Genomic DNA, 17,953 nt, shown 5'->3' on the forward strand with positions numbered 1-17,953 from the left:
CCTAAGCTGTCCGGGTGCGTCTCGTCTTCGCCGGTACCCCCGCGCCCGCCCTGCCCGCGCTGCGCCGGCTGATCGACTCCGACCGGCACCAGGTGGTGGCGGTGCTGACCCGCCCGGACGCCGCCGCCGGTCGCCGCGGCAGGCTCGCCCCGTCGCCGGTGGCCGAACTGGCCGCCGAACACGGCATCCCGGTGCTCAAGCCCGCCAAGCCCAACACCGCGGAGTTCGCCGCCGAACTGGCCGCGCTGCGGCCGGACTGCTGCCCGGTGGTGGCCTACGGGGCGCTGCTCGGCGAGCAGTTGCTGGCCCTGCCCCGGTTCGGCTGGGTCAACCTGCACTTTTCGCTGCTGCCGGCCTGGCGCGGCGCGGCCCCGGTGCAGGCCGCGATCGCCGCCGGCGACGCCGTCACCGGCGCCACCACCTTCGCCATCGAACCGGCGCTGGACTCCGGGCCGGTCTACGGCGTGGTCACCGAGACCATTCGGGACACCGACACCGCGGGCGACCTGCTGGACCGGCTGGCCGAGTCCGGGGCCGGGCTGCTGGAGGCCACCATCGACGGGATCGCCGACGGCGCCCTGACGGCGGTGCCGCAGCCCGCCGACGGGATCAGCTACGCCCCGAAGATCACCGTGGCGTCCGCCCGGGTGCGCTGGAGTGAGCCCGCCCAGGCGGTGCACCGGCGGATCCGCGCGGTCACCCCGAATCCGGGCGCCTGGACCATGATCGGCGAGCTGCGGGTCAAGGTCGGCCCGGTCACCGTCGCCGACGCCGACCCGCAGCCCCCCGGCCGGATTGTGGTCGAACGCAACCGGGTGCTGGTCGGAACCGGCTCGGCGCCGGTGCAATTGGGCACCGTGCAGCCGCCGGGCAAGAAACCGATGAACGCCGCCGACTGGGCGCGGGGCGCACGACTGGAAGATGCGGTGGCGCAGTGAACAACAACACCAACAGGCGCGACAACCGGCCCCGCCGGCCGCGCACCGACCGGCCACGCACCGAGCGGCCGCGGGTGCCGCTGGATCCGGCCCGGCAGGCCGCCTTCGAGACGCTGCGGGCGGTCTCCGAACGCGACGCCTACGCCAACCTGGCGCTGCCCGCGCTGCTGCGGGACCGCGGCATCACCGGCCGCGACGCCGCCTTCGCGACCGAGCTGACCTACGGCAGCTGCCGCACCACCGGCCAGCTCGACGCGATCATCGCCGCCGCGGCCAACCGGCCGGTCGCCGACATCGATCCGGTGCTGTTGGACCTGCTGCGCCTCGGCGCCTACCAGCTGCTGCGCACCCGGGTCGAGGACCACGCCGCCGTCGCCACCACCGTCGGCGCCGCCAAGTACGAATTCGATTCGGTGCGAGGCGGATTCGTCAACGCGGTGCTGCGCAAGATCGCCGGGCGCAGCCTCGACGAGTGGCTCGCCGAGGTGGCCCCCGACCCGGCCAAGGACCCGATCGGCAACCTCGCGCTGCGCCACGCGCACCCGCGCTGGATCGCCCAGGCGTTCGCCGACGCGCTCGGTGCCGACGCCGCCGAACTGCCCGAGGTGCTCGCCGCCGACGACGCCCGCCCGCAGGTGCACCTGGCCGCCCGGCCCGGCGCGCTGGCGGCCGAGGAACTGGCCGCCGCGACCGGCGGCACCGTCGGCCGGTACTCGCCGTACGCGGTCTACCTGCCCGGCGGGGACCCGGGCCGGATCGACGCGGTCCGCGACGATCTGGCCCTGGTGCAGGACGAGGGCAGCCAGCTGATCGCGATTGCGCTGACCCGCGCCCCGCTGAGCGGCCCCGACGGTGGTCGCTGGCTGGACCTGTGCGCCGGGCCCGGCGGCAAGACCGCGCTGCTGGCCGCGCTGGCGCGCGGCGCCGCCGCGACGGTCACCGCCGTCGAGCCGGCCGCCCGGCGCGCCGAACTCGTCGAGCAGAACACCCGCGGCCTGGACGTGCCGGTGCTGCGCCTCGACGGCCGCGACGGCGAGGCCATCGCGGCGGCGGTCGGCGGGGTCGGCGAGGGATTCGACCGGGTGCTTGTCGATGCCCCGTGCACCGGGCTCGGCGCGCTGCGCCGGCGCCCGGAGGCGCGCTGGCGCCGCCGGCCGGCCGACCTGCCGGAGCTGACCAAGCTGCAGCGCGAGCTGCTGGCCGCCGCCATCGGGCTGGTCCGGCCCGGCGGGGTGGTGCTGTATTCCACCTGTTCACCGCACCTGAGCGAGACCGTCGGGGTGGTCGCCGACGCCGCCCGCCGGCATCCGGTGCAGGTGCTCGACGCCCGGGAACTGTTCACCCCGGTCGAGGGGTTGGGCGCCGGACCGTACGTGCAGCTGTGGCCGCACCGGCACGGGACCGACGCGATGTTCGCCGCGGTGCTGCGCAAACTGCCGTCCTGACCGCTCACTGCTGGAAGCGGTACCCCATCCCGGCCTCGGTCCGCAGATGCTTGGGGTTGGCCGGGTCGACCTCGAGTTTGCGCCGCAGCTGCGCCAAATACACCCGCAGGTAGTGGGTTTCCTTTGCATAGGCCGGACCCCACACCTCGCGCAGCAGCTCCTCGCGTCCGACGAGTTTGCCGCGGTTGCGCACCAGCATCTCCAACATGCCCCACTCGGTGGGGGTCAGGTGCACGTCGTGGCCGTCGCGGGTCACCTTCTTGGCCATCAGATCCACCGTGAAGGACGCGGTTTCGACGACCGGTTCGTCGGCGTCGGAGGCGGCCGCGGCGCGCACCTTGTCGGAGGAGTCGGTGCGCGCCGAGAGCACGATGATGCGCACCGACAGCCAGCCGCGCAGCCCGGTGATCACCTCGATGCCGGACATGTCGGGCCGGCCCAGGTCCAGGATCACCACGTCCGGTTTGGCGTCGGCGGCGGCGTGCAGCGCCTGCGTGCCGGTGGCCGCCGTGCACACCTCGTAGCCGGGCACCGACAGGTTGATCCGCAGCGTCCGCGGCAGCTGCGGCTGCCGAGCAGCTTGATCGCTTCCTGGCTGGCCACCGGACCGCCGGGGATCAGCTGCGTGCCACCGGCCACCGTGTCGATCACCCGGTCGTGCGTGGCGAAGTTCTGGATGGCGCCGCCCGCGACGAAAATGACGGCGCCGAGCAGCGCGAGGGGCAGCAGGATGCGCACGGTGCCGCGGACCAGGTCGACCCAGAAGTTGCCGAGTTCACCGGTCCTGGTGCGGGCGAAGCCGCGGATCAGGGCGATGGCCACCGACATCCCGACGGCCGCCGAGGCGAAGTTCTGCACGCTCAGGCCCGCCATCTGCACCAGCTGGCCCTGGGTCGATTCACCGGAATAGGCCTGCCAGTTGGTGTTGGTGACGAAGCTGACGGCGGTGTTCCAGGCCAGCGCCGGGGTCATCGGGGTGCCCGGGTCGTTCAGGTGCAGCGGCAGCCGGCCCTGCACCAGCTGGAGCAGGAACAGCGCCAGCAGCGAGACCGCGGAGAACGCCAGCACGCTGCGCGCGTAGGACGCCCAGGTCTGCTCGGCCCGCGGATCGGCGCCGATCAGCCGGTAGATGATGCGCTCCCCGCGGGTGTCTCGCGTCGCGGTGTAGATCCGGTACATGTAGTCGCCGAGCGGCACGTGGACCACGGCCAGCGCGACGATCAGAACCAGCGGGAACAGGATGCCCGCGGCGATGCCCGACATCAGAACCGCTCCGGGAACAGCAGGCTGGCGATCAGGAACAGCGCGAGCGCGACGGCCAGGACCAGGCCGACGCCGTTGGCCGGGCTCATCGCTCGAGCACCTGCACCACCGCGCCGAACGCCGCGAAGATCGCGATGGTCAGCGCGAGGTAGCTGACTGCAGACATGGCGGCACTCCGTTTCGTGGCCGACACATTCGGTGGCCGGAGAGGAGTCAACAACCGGCCGGCCGGTCCAGCGCGCCCGTTTACGGTTTCCTGACGGCGGTGCGGCGTTCCTTTACGGGGTCCTGACGCTGGACGGCCCGGCGCGCGAATCAGAGGGTCACGGTGCCGTCGTCGTTGATGGTCCAGGCCGGGTTCACCGCGACCTCCCAGACGTGCCCGTCGGGGTCGGCGAAGTAGCCCGAGTAGCCACCCCAGTCGGTGTGCGCGGCGGCCCGCAGCAGGGTGCCGCCCGCGGCCGCGGCGCGCGCCAGCACCGCGTCGACCTCGGCGGTGCTGCGCTGGTTGGCGGCGATGGTGATCCCGGAGAACCGCCCGTCGATGGGCTGCGGAACCTCGGCGGCCAGCTCGGCGCGGTTCCACAGCGCGAAGGCGATCCCGGGCAGCTGGTAGAAGGCAACGCCGTCGCCGGTGGCGGCGGGCGCCCAGCCCAGACCGGCCTCGTAGAACCGCCGGGCGCGGGCCAGGTCGGTGACCGCCAGGGTGATCAGGCTGATGCGTTGATCCATGCCTGCCAGGCTAGGACCGCCGGAAAATTGCCGGTACTTTTCTCTGGTCAAGCCACCAAAAAGGCGATAGACTCGAACGTATGTTCGAGTATCTGAAGGTGCTGGCGCAGACCCCGGAATCCACCGCGGCGCTGGCCCGGATCGGCGCGCTGACCGGGGCGGAGTCCCGGGCCGCCGCGGCGCGCCTGGTCGCCGTCGCCGACCTGTTCGCGGCCCGCCTGATCGACGCCGGGGAGCGCGCCGAGTTGGCCATCGACACCGAGTCGGCGGTGGCCGCCGAGGTCGCCGCGGCCATGTCGATCAGCATCCGGGCCGGGGAATCGCTGCTGTGCTACGCCCGCGCGATGCGTGAGCGGCTGCCCCGGTGCGGGGCCCGGTTCTCCGCGGGGGAGATGACCTACGCGGCGTTCCGGGTGATCGTCGACCGCACCGTCTTGATCACCGACGCGCAGGTGCTGGCCGCCGTCGACGCCCGGGTGGCCGCGGCGGTCGGCCGGTGGGCCAGTGGGCCAGTGTCACCACCTACCGGCTGCGCAACTACGTCGACACCTGCATCGCGGCGTGGGACCGCGAGGCCGTGCGGCGATCCCGGGAACGCCACCTGGACCGCTACGTCAAGGTCGGCTCGGCCGAGGACGGGCTGGCCTACCTCGACGCCCAGGTCTCGGCCGTGGCATCCCAGGCGGTGGACCGGCGGCTGAACCAGCTGGCCGACACGGTGTGCGCGGCGGACCCGCGGACCCGGGACCAGCGCCGCGCGGACGCGATGATGGCGATGGCCGCCGGTGCCGAGCGGTTGTACTGCAGCTGCGGCCGCCCCGACTGCCCGGCCCTGCGAGCCGCCGCGGCGGCCACCCCGGTGGTCATTCACGTGGTTGCCGACCGGTCCGCCGTCACCGGCACCGGGACGACGCCCGGCGTGCTGGCCGGCGCCGACGCGCTGATCCCGGCCGCGCTGGTGGCCGCGCTGGCCGGCCAGGCCCGGCAGGCACCGGTGCTGATCCCGACCGGCGGCCCGGAGCCGCACTACGTGCCGTCCCAGGCGCTGGCCGACTTCGTCCGGTCCCGGGACCTGACCTGCCGGGCGCCCGGCTGCGATCGGCCCGCGGAGTTCTGCGACATCGACCACACCATCCCGTACGGCAAAAACGGTCCCACCCACGCCGGGAACCTGAAATGCCTGTGCCGAAAACATCACCTGCTCAAAACCTTCGGCGGCTGGCTCGACGAGCAGCTGGCCGACGGCACGGTGATCTGGACGCTGCCCGGCGGGCGGCGGTTCGTCACGCTGCCGGGCAGCGCCCTGTTGTTTCCACAGCTGTGCGTGCCGACCCCGGCGCCCGCCCCGGCGTCGGGATCGGGCCCCGGCTGGCGCAATCGGGACATTGCCCGACGGCGGATGCCCGGCACCCGGGCTGCCCCGGCCCGGGGCGACCGGTGCGCCGCGATGCCGCGCCGCAAACGAACCCGCGCCGAGAACCGCACCGCCGCGGTGCTGGCCGAACGCCGCGCCAACCGCCGCGAGCTGCACCGGGAGCGGCAACGATTCCTGGCCAGTCACCCCGAAACCGCGCCGCCGTTCTGAGTAACCTGGTGGGCGTGTCCGTTACCCCCGCGCATCCCATGATCGCCCCGTCGATCCTCACCGCCGACTTCGCCCGGCTGGCCGACGAGGTCGCCGCCGTCGACAACGCCGACTGGCTGCACGTCGACGTCATGGACAACCACTTCGTGCCCAACCTCACCCTCGGCCCGGTGGTGGTGGACAGCCTGCTGCAGGTGGCCAACATCCCGATGGACTGCCACCTGATGATCACCGACCCCGGCAGGTGGGCACCGGGCTACGCCGAGGCCGGCGCGCACAACGTCACCTTCCACGTCGAGGCCGCCGACGATCCGTCCGCGGTGGCCCGCGACATCCGCGCCGCCGGCGGCAAGGCCGGCCTGGCGATCAAGCCCGGCACCTCGCTGGACCCGTACCTGGCGCTGCTGCCGGACTTCGACACCCTGCTGATCATGTCGGTGGAGCCCGGATTCGGCGGCCAGAAGTTCATCCCCGAGGTGCTGTCCAAGGTCCGCGCCGTGCGCAAGCTCGTCGACGCCGGCGAGCTGAACATCCTGGTGGAGATCGACGGCGGCATCAACGCCGACACCATCGAGGCCGCCGCCGAGGCCGGGGTGGACTGTTTCGTGGCAGGCTCGGCGGTCTACAGCGCCGCCGACCCGGCCGACGCGGTGGTCAAGCTGCGCGCCCAGGCCGCCACCGCGTCGGCGCACCTGACGCTGTGACCGATTCGCTGGCGCTCGAGGCGGCGATGCGGGCGGCGATCGCCCAGGCCGAGAAGGTCAAGGGCAACACCTACCCGAACCCGCCGGTCGGCGCGGTCATCCTGGACGCCGACGGCCGGATCGCCGGGGTCGGCTCGACCCAGCCGGTCGGCGGCGCGCACGCCGAGATCGTCGCGCTGCGCCGCGCCGCCGGCCTGGCCGCCGGCGGCACCGCCGTGGTCACCCTGGAACCGTGCAACCATCACGGCCGCACCCCGCCGTGCGTGGACGCGCTGCTGGCGGCCGGGGTCAGCGCGGTGGTCTACGCCGTCGCCGACCCCAACCCGGAGGCCGCCGGAGGTGCGGCGTCGCTGCTCGAGGCCGGTCTGGAGGTCACCGGCGGGGTGCTGGCCGACGAGGTGGCCGGCGGCCCGCTGCGGGAATGGCTGCACCGGCTGCGCACCGGGCGCCCGCACGTCACCTGGAAGTTCGGCGCCAGCATCGACGGCCGCAGCGCCGCGGCCGACGGCAGCTCGAAATGGATCACCAGCCCGACCGCCCGCGCCGACGTGCATCGCCGCCGGGCCGCCGCCGAGGCGATCATCGTCGGCACCGGCACCGTCTTCGCCGACGATCCGACCCTGACCGCGCGCCCCACCGACGGCACCGAGGTGGGCCGGCAGCCGCTGCGGGTGGTGGTCGGACAGCGTGACATCGCCGCGGATTCCCGGGTGCTCAACGACGACGCACCGACCATGATGATCCGCACCCACGACCCCGCCGAGGTGCTGCGGGCGCTCGGCGACCGCACCGACATCATCCTGGAGGGCGGCCCGACGCTGGCCGGGGCGTTCCTGCGGGCCGGGCTGGTGGACCGGATCCTCGGCTACATCGCCCCGATGCTGCTGGGCGGGCCGATCACCGTGCTGGACTCGGTCGGGGTGCGCGGCATCGGTGACGCGCTGCGCTGGCGGTTCGACCAGGTCGACCGGATCGGCCCGGATCTGCTGGTCAGCCTGGTACCAGAATGACCGCGGACTTGTCGTCGTCGTCCACCGCGACGTCGCGGCGGGCGATGAACAGCCCGATCGCCGCGCCGGCCAGGCAGATCAGCGCGGTGACGAAGAACATCTCGCCGTACTGCATGGAGAACGCCAGCTGGTAGCGGTGCCCCTCGGCGGCCAGCTTGGCAGCCAGGGTGTCGCCGGTGGCCTTGGGCAGCTCGGCCAGGATCTGGTTGAACCGGTACAGCCCCCACGCGGTCAGCGCGGCCACCCCGACCAGCATGCCGATCATCCGGGCGACCACCACCAGCGACGACGCGATGCCATGCTCGGTGGCGGGCACCACCCGCAGCGCCGCCGAGGTCAGCGGGGCGATCACCAGGCCAAGCCCCAGGCCGGTGATGGCCAGATCGGTGCCGAACGCGGGCAGCGCCAGCACACCCAGATCGTGCTGCGCGGACAGCACGTCGAGGTTCCAGTGCGAGATCAGCCAGTAGCCGAACGCCGCGATCAGCATGCCGGGCACCACGATCACCCGGTCACCGAAGCGGGCGGCGGCGAACCCGCCGATGACCGCGCCGACCGGCAGCGCCGCCAGGAACCACAGCAGGTGCAGGGCGGCCTCGAGCTGGCTCGACCCGAGCACCCCGCGGCCGAACAGTTCGACGTTGACCAGGGTGACCATCAGCGCCGCGCCGGTGCAGGCCGATGCCGCCAGCGCCGCCAGGAACGGGATGACCCGCATCCCGGACGGGTCGATCAGCCGGGTTTTGGCCTTCGACTCCCACAGCAGGAACGCCAGCCCGAACACCGCCGCGCCGATGACCGTCGGGATGCCCCAGTCGGGCAGGATCTGCTTGCCGTCGGGCGCCGGGTTGTACAGCCCGACGACGGCCAGCCCGAGCGCGATGGCCAGCAGCACGCCGCCGACCACGTCGACCTTCTGGTTGGCGGTGCTGGACCGGTCGTGTGCGGGCAGGCTGAAGTGGATCATGATCATCGCCAGCGCGGTCAGCGGCAGGTTGATCCAGAACACGTCGCGCCAGGTGTTGAACATCATCACCACCGCGATGCCCCACAGCGGGCCCAGCACGCTGCCCAGCTCCTGGGCGGCCCCGACACCGCCGAGCACCTTAGCCCGGTCCCGGGCCGACCACAGGTCGGCGGCCAGCGCCAGGGTCACCGGCAGCAGCGCCCCGGCGGCCGTGCCGAGCACCACCCGGCCGATCACCAGGGTGGTCAGGTCCCCGGCCAGCGCGGTGATGGTGGACCCGATGGCGAACACCGCCAGGCCCAGCTGCAGCACCAGCTTGCGGCCGAACCGGTCGGAGGTCCGGCCCAGCAGCGGCATCGAGGCGACATAAGCCAGCAGGTAGCCGGTGATGATCGGGGTGACCTGCTGGATCTTGTTCACCGGGATGCCGACATCGCCCATGATGTCTTCCATGATCGTGACCACGACGTAGGTGTCGACGGCCCCGAGCAGGACGGCCAGACCGCCCGCGCTGATCGCGATCGAGCGGCTGGTACCCGAGCGCATCAGAGCGCGGGCTTGGTGACGGTGACCGGCTCGTTCCACGCCGACAGCGTCATGTCCAGGTGGGTCTTGTCATCGGGGGAGATGCGCGCCTGCACCAGGTTGTGGTCGCCGTCCTTGGCGATCCAGGCGGTGCCGTCGACCGGGCCGGTCGCCGCCATGTCGGGCAGCAGCTTGTTGACGGCGTCGCTGCTGACCTTGCCGGTGATCCGGACGGTCTCGACGCCGCCAATGGTCTCGGCGGCCTCGGACTTGGCGTCGGTGAAGCTCGACAGCATGTTGGCCAGGCCGAGGTCGGGGTTCAGGATCGTCGACGGGTCGTAGATGTCGGCGGCCGGGCCGTAGTCGGAGAAGCTCTGGCCGTTGTCGATGCTGCCGTAGAGCACCGCGTCGAGCACCACGAACTGCACGTCGACGGTCTGCCCGCCGAGGTAGATGGCGGCGTTGCCCTTGGCGGCGGTGGCCGGGATGTTGGTCAGGTCGCCGGTCAGCGTCTTGACCGGCAGGCCCTTGACCTCGCCGTCGGCATTGACCTCCAGGTGCGCGCTGGTCACCTTCGCGGTGCTGGCCGCCGAGGTGGACAGCAGCTCCGCGGCGTCCGGCAGCGCTTCGCTCGACTTGTCCGAGGAACAGCCGGTCAACAGGGCGGCGGCGGTGACGGTGGCGGCCAGGGCGGACATCAGGGCGGTCTTGCGGCGGCGCATCAGCATGGCGGCCATGTTAGTGGGTCAAAGCACCGGCGCGGCGGTGCCGACTAGCCTGTGGGCGTGTTCACCGGAATTGTCGAAGAACTCGGCGAGGTAGTTGGCAAGGAGGACCTGGCCGACGCGGCCCGGTTCGTGATCCGCGGACCGGTCGTCACCGCCGACGCCGGGCACGGCGATTCGATCGCGGTCAACGGGGTCTGCCTGACCGTCGTCGAGGTGCTGCCCGGCGGCAGGTTCAGCGCCGACGTGATGGCCGAAACCCTGGACCGGTCCAGCCTCGGTGGCCTGCGGGTCGGTGCCGCGGTGAACCTGGAACGCGCCGCCGCGGTCAACAGCCGGCTCGGCGGCCACATCGTGCAGGGCCACGTCGACGGCACCGGCACCGTGCTGACGCGCACCCCGTCCCAGCACTGGGAGGTCGTCCGGTTCTCGCTGCCGGCCGCGCTGGCCCGCTACCTGGTCGAGAAGGGCTCCATCACCGTCGACGGCACCTCGCTGACGGTGTCCGGGCTGGGCCGCGACGACGACGGCGACTGGTTCGAGGTATCCCTGATCCCCACCACCCTGGCCGCCACCACGCTGGGCCGCGCCGGGGTGGGCGGCACCGTCAACCTGGAGGTCGATGTGCTGGCCAAGTACGTGGAGCGGCTGCTGGCCGCACGTGCGGGCGAATAGCGCCCGCGGGTTGGTTCATACTGGTGGCAGCAATGATGTCGATGGTTCCGCGGTGAACCGGCAAGGTGGCAGAGCATGACGAGGCTGGACACCGTCGAACAGGCGGTTGCCGACATCGCCGCGGGCAAGGCCGTCGTCGTCATCGACGACGAGGACCGGGAGAACGAGGGCGACCTGATCTTCGCGGCCGAGAAGGCCACCCCGGAACTGGTGGCCTTCATGGTCCGCTACACCTCCGGCTACCTGTGCGTGCCGCTGTCCGGTGAGGTCTGCGACCGGCTAGGCCTGCTGCCGATGTACGCGGTCAACCAGGACAAGCACGGCACCGCCTACACCGTCACCGTCGACGCCCGGGAGGGCGTCGGGACCGGCATCTCCGCCGCCGACCGGGCAACCACCATGCGGCTGCTGGCCGACCCGGACTCGGTCGCCGAGGACTTCAGCAAGCCCGGGCACGTGGTGCCGCTGCGGGCCAAGGACGGCGGGGTGCTGCGCCGGCCCGGCCACACCGAGGCCGCCGTCGACCTGGCCCGGATGGCCGGCCTGCAGCCGGCCGGCGCGATCTGCGAGATCGTCAGCCAGAAGGACGAGGGCCACATGGCCCGCACCGAGGAACTGCGGGTCTTCGCCGACGAGCACAATCTCGCGCTGATCTCCATCGCCGACCTGATCGAATGGCGGCGCAAGCACGAACGCCACATCGAGCGGATCGCCGAGGCCCGGATCCCCACCCGGCACGGTGAGTTCCGCGCCGTCGGCTACTCCAGCATGTACGAGGACGTCGAGCACGTCGCCCTGGTCCGCGGCGACGTCTCCGCCGACGGCGGTGCCGACGTGCTGGTCCGGGTGCACTCGGAGTGCCTGACCGGCGACGTGTTCGGCTCCCGGCGCTGCGACTGCGGCCCGCAGCTGGACGCCGCCATGGCGATGGTGGCCCAGGAGGGCCGCGGCGTGGTGCTCTACATGCGTGGGCACGAGGGCCGCGGCATCGGCCTGATGCACAAGCTGCAGGCCTATCAGCTCCAAGACGCCGGTGCCGACACCGTCGATGCGAACCTGGAGCTCGGCCTGCCCGCCGACGCCCGCGACTACGGCATCGGCGCGCAGATCCTCGTCGACCTGGGCGTCAAGTCGATGCGGCTGCTGACCAACAACCCGGCCAAGCGGGTCGGTCTGGACGGCTACGGGCTGCAGATCACCGAGCGGGTGCCGCTGCCGGTGCGGGCCAACGCCGAAAACATCCGCTACCTGATGACCAAGCGGGACCGGATGGGCCACGACCTGACCGGCCTCGACGACTTCCACGAGTCCACCACCATGGACGGCTACGACGAGGCGGTCTACCTGCTGGGCGAGCGGCACACCCCGCAGCCCGGGGGCCCGAGCGCATGAGCGGCGACGGCATTCCGCAGCTGCCCGCGGGCCTGGACGCCTCCGCGGTGCGGCTGGCGATCGTCGCGAGCACCTGGCACGACACCATCTGCACGGCGCTGCTGGGCGGCGCCCGGCGCACCGCCGCCGCCGCCGGGGTCACCGATCCGACGGTGGTGCGGGTGATGGGGGCCATCGAACTGCCGGTGGTGGTCCAGGAATTGGCCCGCAGTCACGACGCGGTCGTCGCGCTCGGCGTGGTGATCCGCGGCGGCACCCCGCATTTCGACTACGTCTGCGATGCGGTGACCGCCGGGCTGACCCGGATCGCGCTGGACGAGGCGACCCCGGTCGCCAACGGTGTGCTGACCTGCGACACCGAGCAGCAGGCGCTCGACCGTGCCGGGCTGCCCGATTCGGCCGAGGACAAGGGCGGCCAGGCCGCCGCGGCCGCGCTGACCACCGCGCTGACGCTGCGCGAATTGCGGGTGGGCCGGTAGATGGCGAGCGCAACGCAGCGGGCCGCGGACTGGGACGCCGAATTCCGGCCCCGCAAAACGATGTACCTCGCGGCCGCGGCCGCGGTGCTGATCGTCGCCATCCACATCGGCGTCGCGCTGGTGCTGAAGATCCGCAACACCGGGGTCAACTTCCGCACCTCCGACCAGTGGTCGTTCGTGGCGCTCGGGCTGGTGTTCGCCGGCCTGGCGCTGCTGTTCACCCGGCCCCGGCTGCGCATCGGGGCGCCCGGGGTGGCGGTGCGAAACCTGCTGGGGGAGAAGCTGATCCCCTGGTCGCAGGTCCGCGGCCTGCGCTTCCCGGCGGGCAAGCGGTTCGCCCGGCTGGAGTTGCCCGCCGACGAATACCTGCCGGTGCTGGCGATTCAGTCCTTCGACACCGACCGCGCCGTCGAGGCGATGGACACCGCCCGGGACCTGGTGGCCAAGTACCAGGACTGAGCCGGCCCGGTAGCCGAACGTACCGTTCGGTGCCAAAGTGGTGGATGGGGCCGATGTGGTGTCAGAAACCCGGTCGGGCGGAGATTGGTACGTCCGGTTACGGTCATCTGCCGACGCCTGCGCTCCGCGCTGCGCTCCGCGCTGCGCTCGGCAGCGCGATCAGTAGGGTGAAACCGTGCCCGATCCCGCCAGCTATCGTCCGCCGCCGGGCACCATCCCCACCGGGCCCGGGGTCTACCGGTTCTCCGACTCCCACGGCCGGGTCATCTACGTCGGCAAGGCGAAAAACCTCCGCAGCCGGCTGACCTCGTACTTCGCCGACCTGTCCGGGCTGCACCCGCGCACCCGGCAGATGGTGACCACCGCAGCCAAGGTGGAGTGGACCGTGGTGGGCACCGAGGTCGAGGCGCTGCAGCTGGAATACAACTGGATCAAGGAGTTCGACCCGCGGTTCAACGTCCGCTACCGCGACGACAAGTCCTACCCGGTGCTGGCCGTCACCGTCGGCGAGGAGTACCCCCGGCTGTTCGTCTACCGCGGCCCGCGCAAGAAGGGCGTGCGGTACTTCGGGCCGTACTCGCACGCCTGGGCGATCCGGGAGACCGTCGACCTGCTCACCCGGGTGTTCCCGGCCCGCACCTGCTCGAACGGGGTGTTCAAGCGGCACCGCGCGATCGACCGGCCGTGCCTGCTGGGCTACATCGACAAGTGCGCCGCGCCGTGCGTCGGCCGGGTTACCGCCGAGGAGCACCGGGCCATCGTCGAGGACTTCTGCGACTTCCTGTCCGGGCGCACCGACCGGTTCGCCCGGGACCTCGAGCGCGCGATGACCGAGGCCGCCGAGCAGCTGGACTTCGAACGCGCGGCCCGGCTGCGCGACGACCTGTCTGCGGTGCGCCGGGCGATGGAGAAGCAGGCGGTCGTGCTCGGCGACGGCACCGACGCCGATGTGGTGGCCTTTGCCGCCGACGACCTGGAGGCCGCGGTGCAGGTGTTCCACGTCCGGGGCGGGCGGGTCCGCGGCCAGCGCGGCTGGGTGGTCGAGACCGAGGGCGGGGTGGACCTGGTCGGGCAGTTCCTCACCCAGTTCTACGGCGATCAGGCCGAGCTGGGCGGCGCCGCCGACGCCGGCGGCGCGGATTCGGCCAACCCGGTGCCGCGGGAGGTGCTGGTGCCGCAGCTGCCGCCGGACGCCGGCCAGCTCGCCGACTGGCTGTCCGGGCTGCGCGGCTCCCGGGTCAGCCTGCGGGTCGCCCAGCGCGGGGACAAGAAGGCACTCGCCGAGACCGTCGCCCGCAACGCCGCGGAGGCGCTGGCCCAGCACAAGCTGCGCCGCGCCGGCGACTTCACCGCCAGATCCGCCGCGCTGCAGAGCATTCAGGAGGCACTCGAGCTGGAGGACGCGCCGCTGCGGATCGAATGCGTGGACATCAGCCACGTCCAGGGCACCGACGTGGTCGCCTCGCTGGTGGTCTTCGAGGACGGCCTGCCGCGCAAGTCCGACTACCGGCACTACGCGATCCGGGAGGCCGCCGGCGACGGCCGCTCCGACGACGTCGCCTCCATCGCCGAGGTGACCCGGCGGCGCTTCGCCCGGCACGTCGCAGACGTGGCAGGCGGGGCCGACGGGGCAGCCGGGGCCGATTACGCCGCGGAGGGCCGCAGCAGAAAATTCGCCTACCCGCCGAACCTGTTCGTCGTCGACGGCGGCGCCCCCCAGGTCAACGCCGCCGCCGCGGTGCTGGCCGAACTCGGGGTCACCGACGTGGCGGTGATCGGCCTGGCCAAGCGGCTGGAGGAGGTGTGGGTGCCCAACCTGGACGGCTCGGCACCGGACCCCTACATCCTGCCGCGCAACAGCGAGGGCCTGTACCTGCTGCAGCGGATCCGCGACGAGGCGCACCGGTTCGCGATCACCTTCCACCGCAGCAAACGGTCCAAGCGGATGACGGCCTCGGTGCTCGACGGCGTCCCCGGCCTGGGCGAGCGCCGGCGGTCGGCACTGGTCACCCACTTCGGCTCGGTGGCCAAGCTCAAACAGGCTACGGTCGAGGAGATCACCGCGGTGCCGGGAATCGGGACGGCGACGGCCCGGGCGGTGCTGACCGCGCTCGGGGTGCCGGACAACGGCGGGACGGATGAAGGATGACGGAGCGGATGGCCGACACCGGCGGTGACCCGTCGATCGACGTCGTCGTGGTCACCGGGCTGTCCGGGGCCGGGCGGGACACCGCGGCGAAGGTGCTCGAAGACCTCGGCTGGTACGTCGCCGACAACCTGCCCACCGAGCTGATCGCCCGGATGGTCGACCTCGGGCTGGCCGCCGGTTCCCGGATCACCCGGCTGGCGGTGGTGATGGACGCCCGCTCCAAGGGGTTCACCGGCGACCTGGACACCGTGCGCTCGGACCTGGCCGCCCGCGACATCACCCCGCGGGTGCTGTTCCTGGACGCCTCCGACGACGTGCTGGTCCGCCGCTACGAGAACAACCGGCGCGCCCATCCGCTGCAGGCCGGGCTGACCCTGGCCGAGGGCATCGCCGCCGAGCGCCGGATGCTGGAACCGGTGCGCGCGGCGGCGGACCTGGTGATCGACACCTCGGCGCTGCCGGTGCCGGAGCTGCGCAAGACCATTGAGGACGCGTTCGGCACCGAGACCGTCGCGACGCTGAGCCTGACCGTGGAATCCTTCGGCTTCAAATACGGGCTGCCGATGGACGCCGACATGATCGCCGACGTGCGCTTCCTGCCGAACCCGCACTGGGTCGACGACCTGCGCCCGCACACCGGCCGGCACCGGGCGGTGCGCGACTACGTGCTCGGCCAGGATGCCGCCGGGCCGTTCCTGGACAACTACGAGCGGATCCTGGGCCTGGTGTTCGACGGCTACCGGCGCGAGGGCAAACGCTATGTCACCGTCGGGATCGGCTGCACCGGCGGCAAGCATCGCAGCGTCGCGATCGCCGAGGCGCTGGCCGGGCGGCTGACCGGGACGCCCGGGCTGTCGGTGCGGGTGCTGCACCGGGATCTGGGGCGCGAGTGAGCGACCCCCGCATCGTCGCGCTCGGCGGCGGTCACGGCCTGTACGCCACGCTGTCGGCGGCCCGCCGGCTGACCGCGTATGTGACCGCCGTGGTGACCGTCGCCGACGACGGCGGATCCTCGGGCCGGCTGCGCGCCGAGCTCGACATCGTGCCGCCCGGTGACCTGCGGATGGCGCTGGCCGCGCTGGCCTCCGACAGCCCGCAGGGCCGGCTGTGGGCGACGATCATCCAGCACCGGTTCGGCGGCACCGGCGCGCTGGCCGGGCATCCGATCGGCAACCTGCTGCTGGCCGGGCTCGACGAGGTGCTGGCCGACCCGGTCGCCGCCCTGGACGAGCTGGGCCGGGTCCTCGGGGTGCGCGGCCGGGTGCTGCCGATGTGCCCGATCGGCCTAAAGATCGAGGCCGATGTGGCCGGGCTGGAATCGGATCCGCGGATGAGCCGGGTGATCCGGGGCCAGGTGGCGGTGGCGACCACCCCCGGCCAGGTCCGCCGGGTCCGGCTGCTGCCCGGGCATCCGCCGGCCACCCCGCAGGCCGTCGACGCCATCATGGCCGCCGACCTGGTGGTGCTGGGGCCGGGCTCCTGGTTCTCCAGCGTCATCCCGCACGTGTTGGTGCCCGGGCTGGTCAGCGCGCTGCAGGCGACCACCGCCCGTCGGGCACTGGTGCTGAACCTGGCCGACGAGCCGGGGGAGACCGCCGGGTTCAGCGCCGAACGGCATGTGCACGTGCTGGCTCAGCACGCCCCGGACATCACCGTGGACGACATCATCGTCGACGAGGCCCGGGTGCCCGGGCAGCGCGAGCGCGACCAGCTGCGCCGCACGGCCGGCCTGCTGCAGGCCGACGTGGTGTTTGCTGACGTTTCACGACCTGGTACACCATTACATGACCCGGCGAAATTGGCGTCGGCGTTGCAGGGGGTGCTCGCGCGGGGTGAGGCGGTGGCGCCGCCTGCTGCCACCGCGCCGTTGGCCGCCGACGGGATCCGGCGGGAAAGAGGTGACGACACTTGGCGATGACTGCGGAGGTCAAGAACGAGCTGAGCAAGCTCGTGGTGAACTCGGTCAGCGCTCGACGTGCCGAGGTGGCGTCGCTGCTGCGGTTCGCCGGCGGCCTGCACATCGTGTCGGGCCGGGTGGTCGTGGAGGCCGAGGTCGACCTGGAGGGCACCGCGCGGCGGCTGCGCAAGGACATCTTCGACCTGTACGGCTACGCCGCCATGGTGCACGTGCTGTCGCCGAGCGGGATCCGCAAGGCCACCCGCTACGTGGTGCGGGTGGCCAAGGACGGCGAGGCGCTGGCCCGCCAGACCGGGCTGCTGGATCTGCGCGGCCGGCCGGTGCGCGGGCTGCCCGCCCAGGTCGTCGGCGGCAGCATCGGTGATTCCGAGGCCGCCTGGCGCGGGGCGTTCCTGGCGCACGGCTCGCTGACCGAGCCGGGCCGGTCCTCGGCGCTGGAGATCAGCTGCCCCGGGCCGGAGGCGGCGCTGGCGCTGGTCGGGGCGGCCCGCCGGATGGGGGTGTCGGCCAAGGCCCGCGAGGTCCGCGGCATCGACCGGGTGGTGGTGCGCGACGGCGAGGCCATCGGGCTGCTGCTGACCCGGATGGGCGCCCAGGACACCCGCGGCACCTGGGAGGAGCGCCGGATGCGCCGCGAGGTCCGCGCCACCGCGAACCGGCTGGCCAACTTCGACGACGCCAACCTGCGCCGGTCGGCGCGCGCGGCGGTCGCCGCGGCCGCCCGGGTGGAGCGCGCCCTGGAGATCCTGGGTCCCGGGGTGCCCGATCACCTGGCCGCCGCCGGCAAGCTGCGCGTCGAGCACCGGCAGGCCTCGCTGGAGGAACTCGGCCGGCTGGCCGACCCGCCGATGACCAAGGACGCGGTGGCCGGGCGGATCCGCCGGCTGCTGTCGATGGCCGACCGCAAGGCCAAGCAGGACGGGCTGCCCGACACCGAGTCGGCCGTCACCCAGGATCTCCTGGACGACGCCTGAGCGACGAGCGCCT

The 17,953-nt window shown here is 72.6% G+C and carries 18 protein-coding genes and 2 pseudogenes; 14 read left to right on the top strand and 6 right to left on the bottom strand.

Features of this window, described 5'->3' with window-relative positions:
• The first annotated feature begins 14 nt into the window (after positions 1-14).
• Together fmt and G6N10_RS02955 are read left to right on the top strand one after the other, a co-directional pair.
• On the top strand, positions 15-938 hold the full coding sequence (gene fmt / locus G6N10_RS02950; protein ID WP_085095490.1) for a methionyl-tRNA formyltransferase: 924 nt from the start codon (positions 15-17) through the stop codon (positions 936-938).
• The gene (locus G6N10_RS02955; protein ID WP_109750483.1) at positions 935-2,383 is read left to right on the top strand and encodes an RsmB/NOP family class I SAM-dependent RNA methyltransferase; all 1,449 of its coding nucleotides are present in this window, start codon (positions 935-937) and stop codon (positions 2,381-2,383) included. The genes fmt and G6N10_RS02955 overlap by 4 nt, the downstream gene beginning before the upstream one ends.
• Positions 2,384-2,387: 4 nt before the next feature.
• Here the strand turns inward: G6N10_RS02955 and G6N10_RS02960 are convergent, their stop codons facing one another.
• The 4 genes and pseudogenes from G6N10_RS02960 to G6N10_RS02975 form a co-directional block, all read right to left on the bottom strand.
• The gene (locus G6N10_RS02960) at positions 2,388-2,921 is read right to left on the bottom strand and encodes a winged helix-turn-helix domain-containing protein (protein ID WP_272937769.1); all 534 of its coding nucleotides are present in this window, start codon (positions 2,919-2,921) and stop codon (positions 2,388-2,390) included.
• 29 nt (positions 2,922-2,950) lie between these two features.
• A pseudogene (locus G6N10_RS02965) lies at positions 2,951-3,646 on the bottom strand (potassium-transporting ATPase subunit KdpA); the annotation flags it as partial.
• Positions 3,646-3,735 carry a K(+)-transporting ATPase subunit F gene (gene kdpF, locus G6N10_RS20245; protein WP_085095496.1) on the bottom strand — a complete coding sequence of 30 codons (90 nt, stop codon included), beginning with the start codon at positions 3,733-3,735 and terminating at the stop codon, positions 3,646-3,648. The gene kdpF and the pseudogene G6N10_RS02965, both read right to left, overlap by 1 nt.
• A 226-nt stretch (positions 3,736-3,961) precedes the next feature.
• Positions 3,962-4,378, bottom strand: a complete 417-nt coding sequence (locus G6N10_RS02975; RefSeq protein WP_085095498.1) for a VOC family protein — start codon at positions 4,376-4,378, stop codon at positions 3,962-3,964.
• Between the two features lie 80 nt (positions 4,379-4,458).
• On the opposite strand from G6N10_RS02975, the pseudogene G6N10_RS20550 reads away from it, so the two are divergent.
• The 4 genes and pseudogenes from G6N10_RS20550 to ribD form a co-directional block, all read left to right on the top strand.
• Positions 4,459-4,806 (top strand): annotated as a pseudogene (locus tag G6N10_RS20550) (DUF222 domain-containing protein); the annotation flags it as partial.
• A 68-nt stretch (positions 4,807-4,874) separates the two neighbouring features.
• Complete coding sequence (locus tag G6N10_RS20250; protein WP_263993891.1) at positions 4,875-5,963, top strand: HNH endonuclease signature motif containing protein; 1,089 nt, start codon at positions 4,875-4,877, stop codon at positions 5,961-5,963.
• 38 nt (positions 5,964-6,001) lie between these two features.
• Positions 6,002-6,667, top strand: a complete 666-nt coding sequence (gene rpe, locus G6N10_RS02985) for a ribulose-phosphate 3-epimerase (RefSeq protein WP_085095500.1) — start codon at positions 6,002-6,004, stop codon at positions 6,665-6,667.
• Positions 6,664-7,677, top strand: a complete 1,014-nt coding sequence (gene ribD / locus G6N10_RS02990) for a bifunctional diaminohydroxyphosphoribosylaminopyrimidine deaminase/5-amino-6-(5-phosphoribosylamino)uracil reductase RibD (protein ID WP_179962808.1) — start codon at positions 6,664-6,666, stop codon at positions 7,675-7,677. The genes rpe and ribD overlap by 4 nt, the downstream gene beginning before the upstream one ends.
• On the opposite strand, the gene G6N10_RS02995 is transcribed toward ribD, so the two are convergent.
• Positions 7,658-9,190, bottom strand: a complete 1,533-nt coding sequence (locus G6N10_RS02995; RefSeq protein ID WP_085095502.1) for an MFS transporter — start codon at positions 9,188-9,190, stop codon at positions 7,658-7,660. The two genes, ribD and G6N10_RS02995, sit on opposite strands and share 20 nt — an antisense overlap.
• Positions 9,190-9,897: an LppX_LprAFG lipoprotein gene (locus G6N10_RS03000; protein WP_308206151.1), complete on the bottom strand. Its 708-nt coding sequence runs from the start codon at positions 9,895-9,897 to the stop codon at positions 9,190-9,192. The genes G6N10_RS02995 and G6N10_RS03000 overlap by 1 nt, the downstream gene beginning before the upstream one ends.
• Before the next feature lie 57 nt (positions 9,898-9,954).
• Between G6N10_RS03000 and G6N10_RS03005 the strand changes: the two genes are divergently transcribed.
• From G6N10_RS03005 to whiA, 8 genes are all read left to right on the top strand, one after another.
• Positions 9,955-10,569, top strand: coding sequence for a riboflavin synthase (locus tag G6N10_RS03005; protein ID WP_085095523.1), 615 nt, complete (start codon positions 9,955-9,957; stop codon positions 10,567-10,569).
• Positions 10,570-10,644: 75 nt separating this feature from the next.
• Positions 10,645-11,961, top strand: coding sequence for a bifunctional 3,4-dihydroxy-2-butanone-4-phosphate synthase/GTP cyclohydrolase II (locus tag G6N10_RS03010; protein ID WP_085095504.1), 1,317 nt, complete (start codon positions 10,645-10,647; stop codon positions 11,959-11,961).
• Positions 11,958-12,440: a 6,7-dimethyl-8-ribityllumazine synthase gene (gene ribH, locus G6N10_RS03015; protein ID WP_085095506.1), complete on the top strand. Its 483-nt coding sequence runs from the start codon at positions 11,958-11,960 to the stop codon at positions 12,438-12,440. The genes G6N10_RS03010 and ribH overlap by 4 nt, the downstream gene beginning before the upstream one ends.
• Positions 12,441-12,899: a PH domain-containing protein gene (locus G6N10_RS03020; protein ID WP_085095508.1), complete on the top strand. Its 459-nt coding sequence runs from the start codon at positions 12,441-12,443 to the stop codon at positions 12,897-12,899.
• A gap of 175 nt (positions 12,900-13,074) precedes the next feature.
• A complete protein-coding gene (uvrC, locus tag G6N10_RS03025) occupies positions 13,075-15,048 on the top strand; it encodes an excinuclease ABC subunit UvrC (RefSeq protein ID WP_085095510.1) in 1,974 nt (657 codons plus the stop codon).
• On the top strand, positions 15,045-15,941 hold the full coding sequence (gene rapZ / locus G6N10_RS03030) for an RNase adapter RapZ (protein ID WP_085095512.1): 897 nt from the start codon (positions 15,045-15,047) through the stop codon (positions 15,939-15,941). The genes uvrC and rapZ overlap by 4 nt, the downstream gene beginning before the upstream one ends.
• The gene (locus G6N10_RS03035; protein ID WP_085095515.1) at positions 15,938-16,966 is read left to right on the top strand and encodes a gluconeogenesis factor YvcK family protein; all 1,029 of its coding nucleotides are present in this window, start codon (positions 15,938-15,940) and stop codon (positions 16,964-16,966) included. The genes rapZ and G6N10_RS03035 overlap by 4 nt, the downstream gene beginning before the upstream one ends.
• Positions 16,963-17,940 (top strand): DNA-binding protein WhiA, encoded by a 978-nt coding sequence (gene whiA / locus G6N10_RS03040; protein ID WP_109750485.1) that lies wholly within the window; start codon positions 16,963-16,965, stop codon positions 17,938-17,940. Before G6N10_RS03035 ends, whiA begins: the two co-directional genes overlap by 4 nt.
• Positions 17,941-17,953: the final 13 nt, after the last annotated feature.

The organism is Mycolicibacterium fallax (assembly GCF_010726955.1).
Classification (GTDB): domain Bacteria; phylum Actinomycetota; class Actinomycetes; order Mycobacteriales; family Mycobacteriaceae; genus Mycobacterium; species Mycobacterium fallax.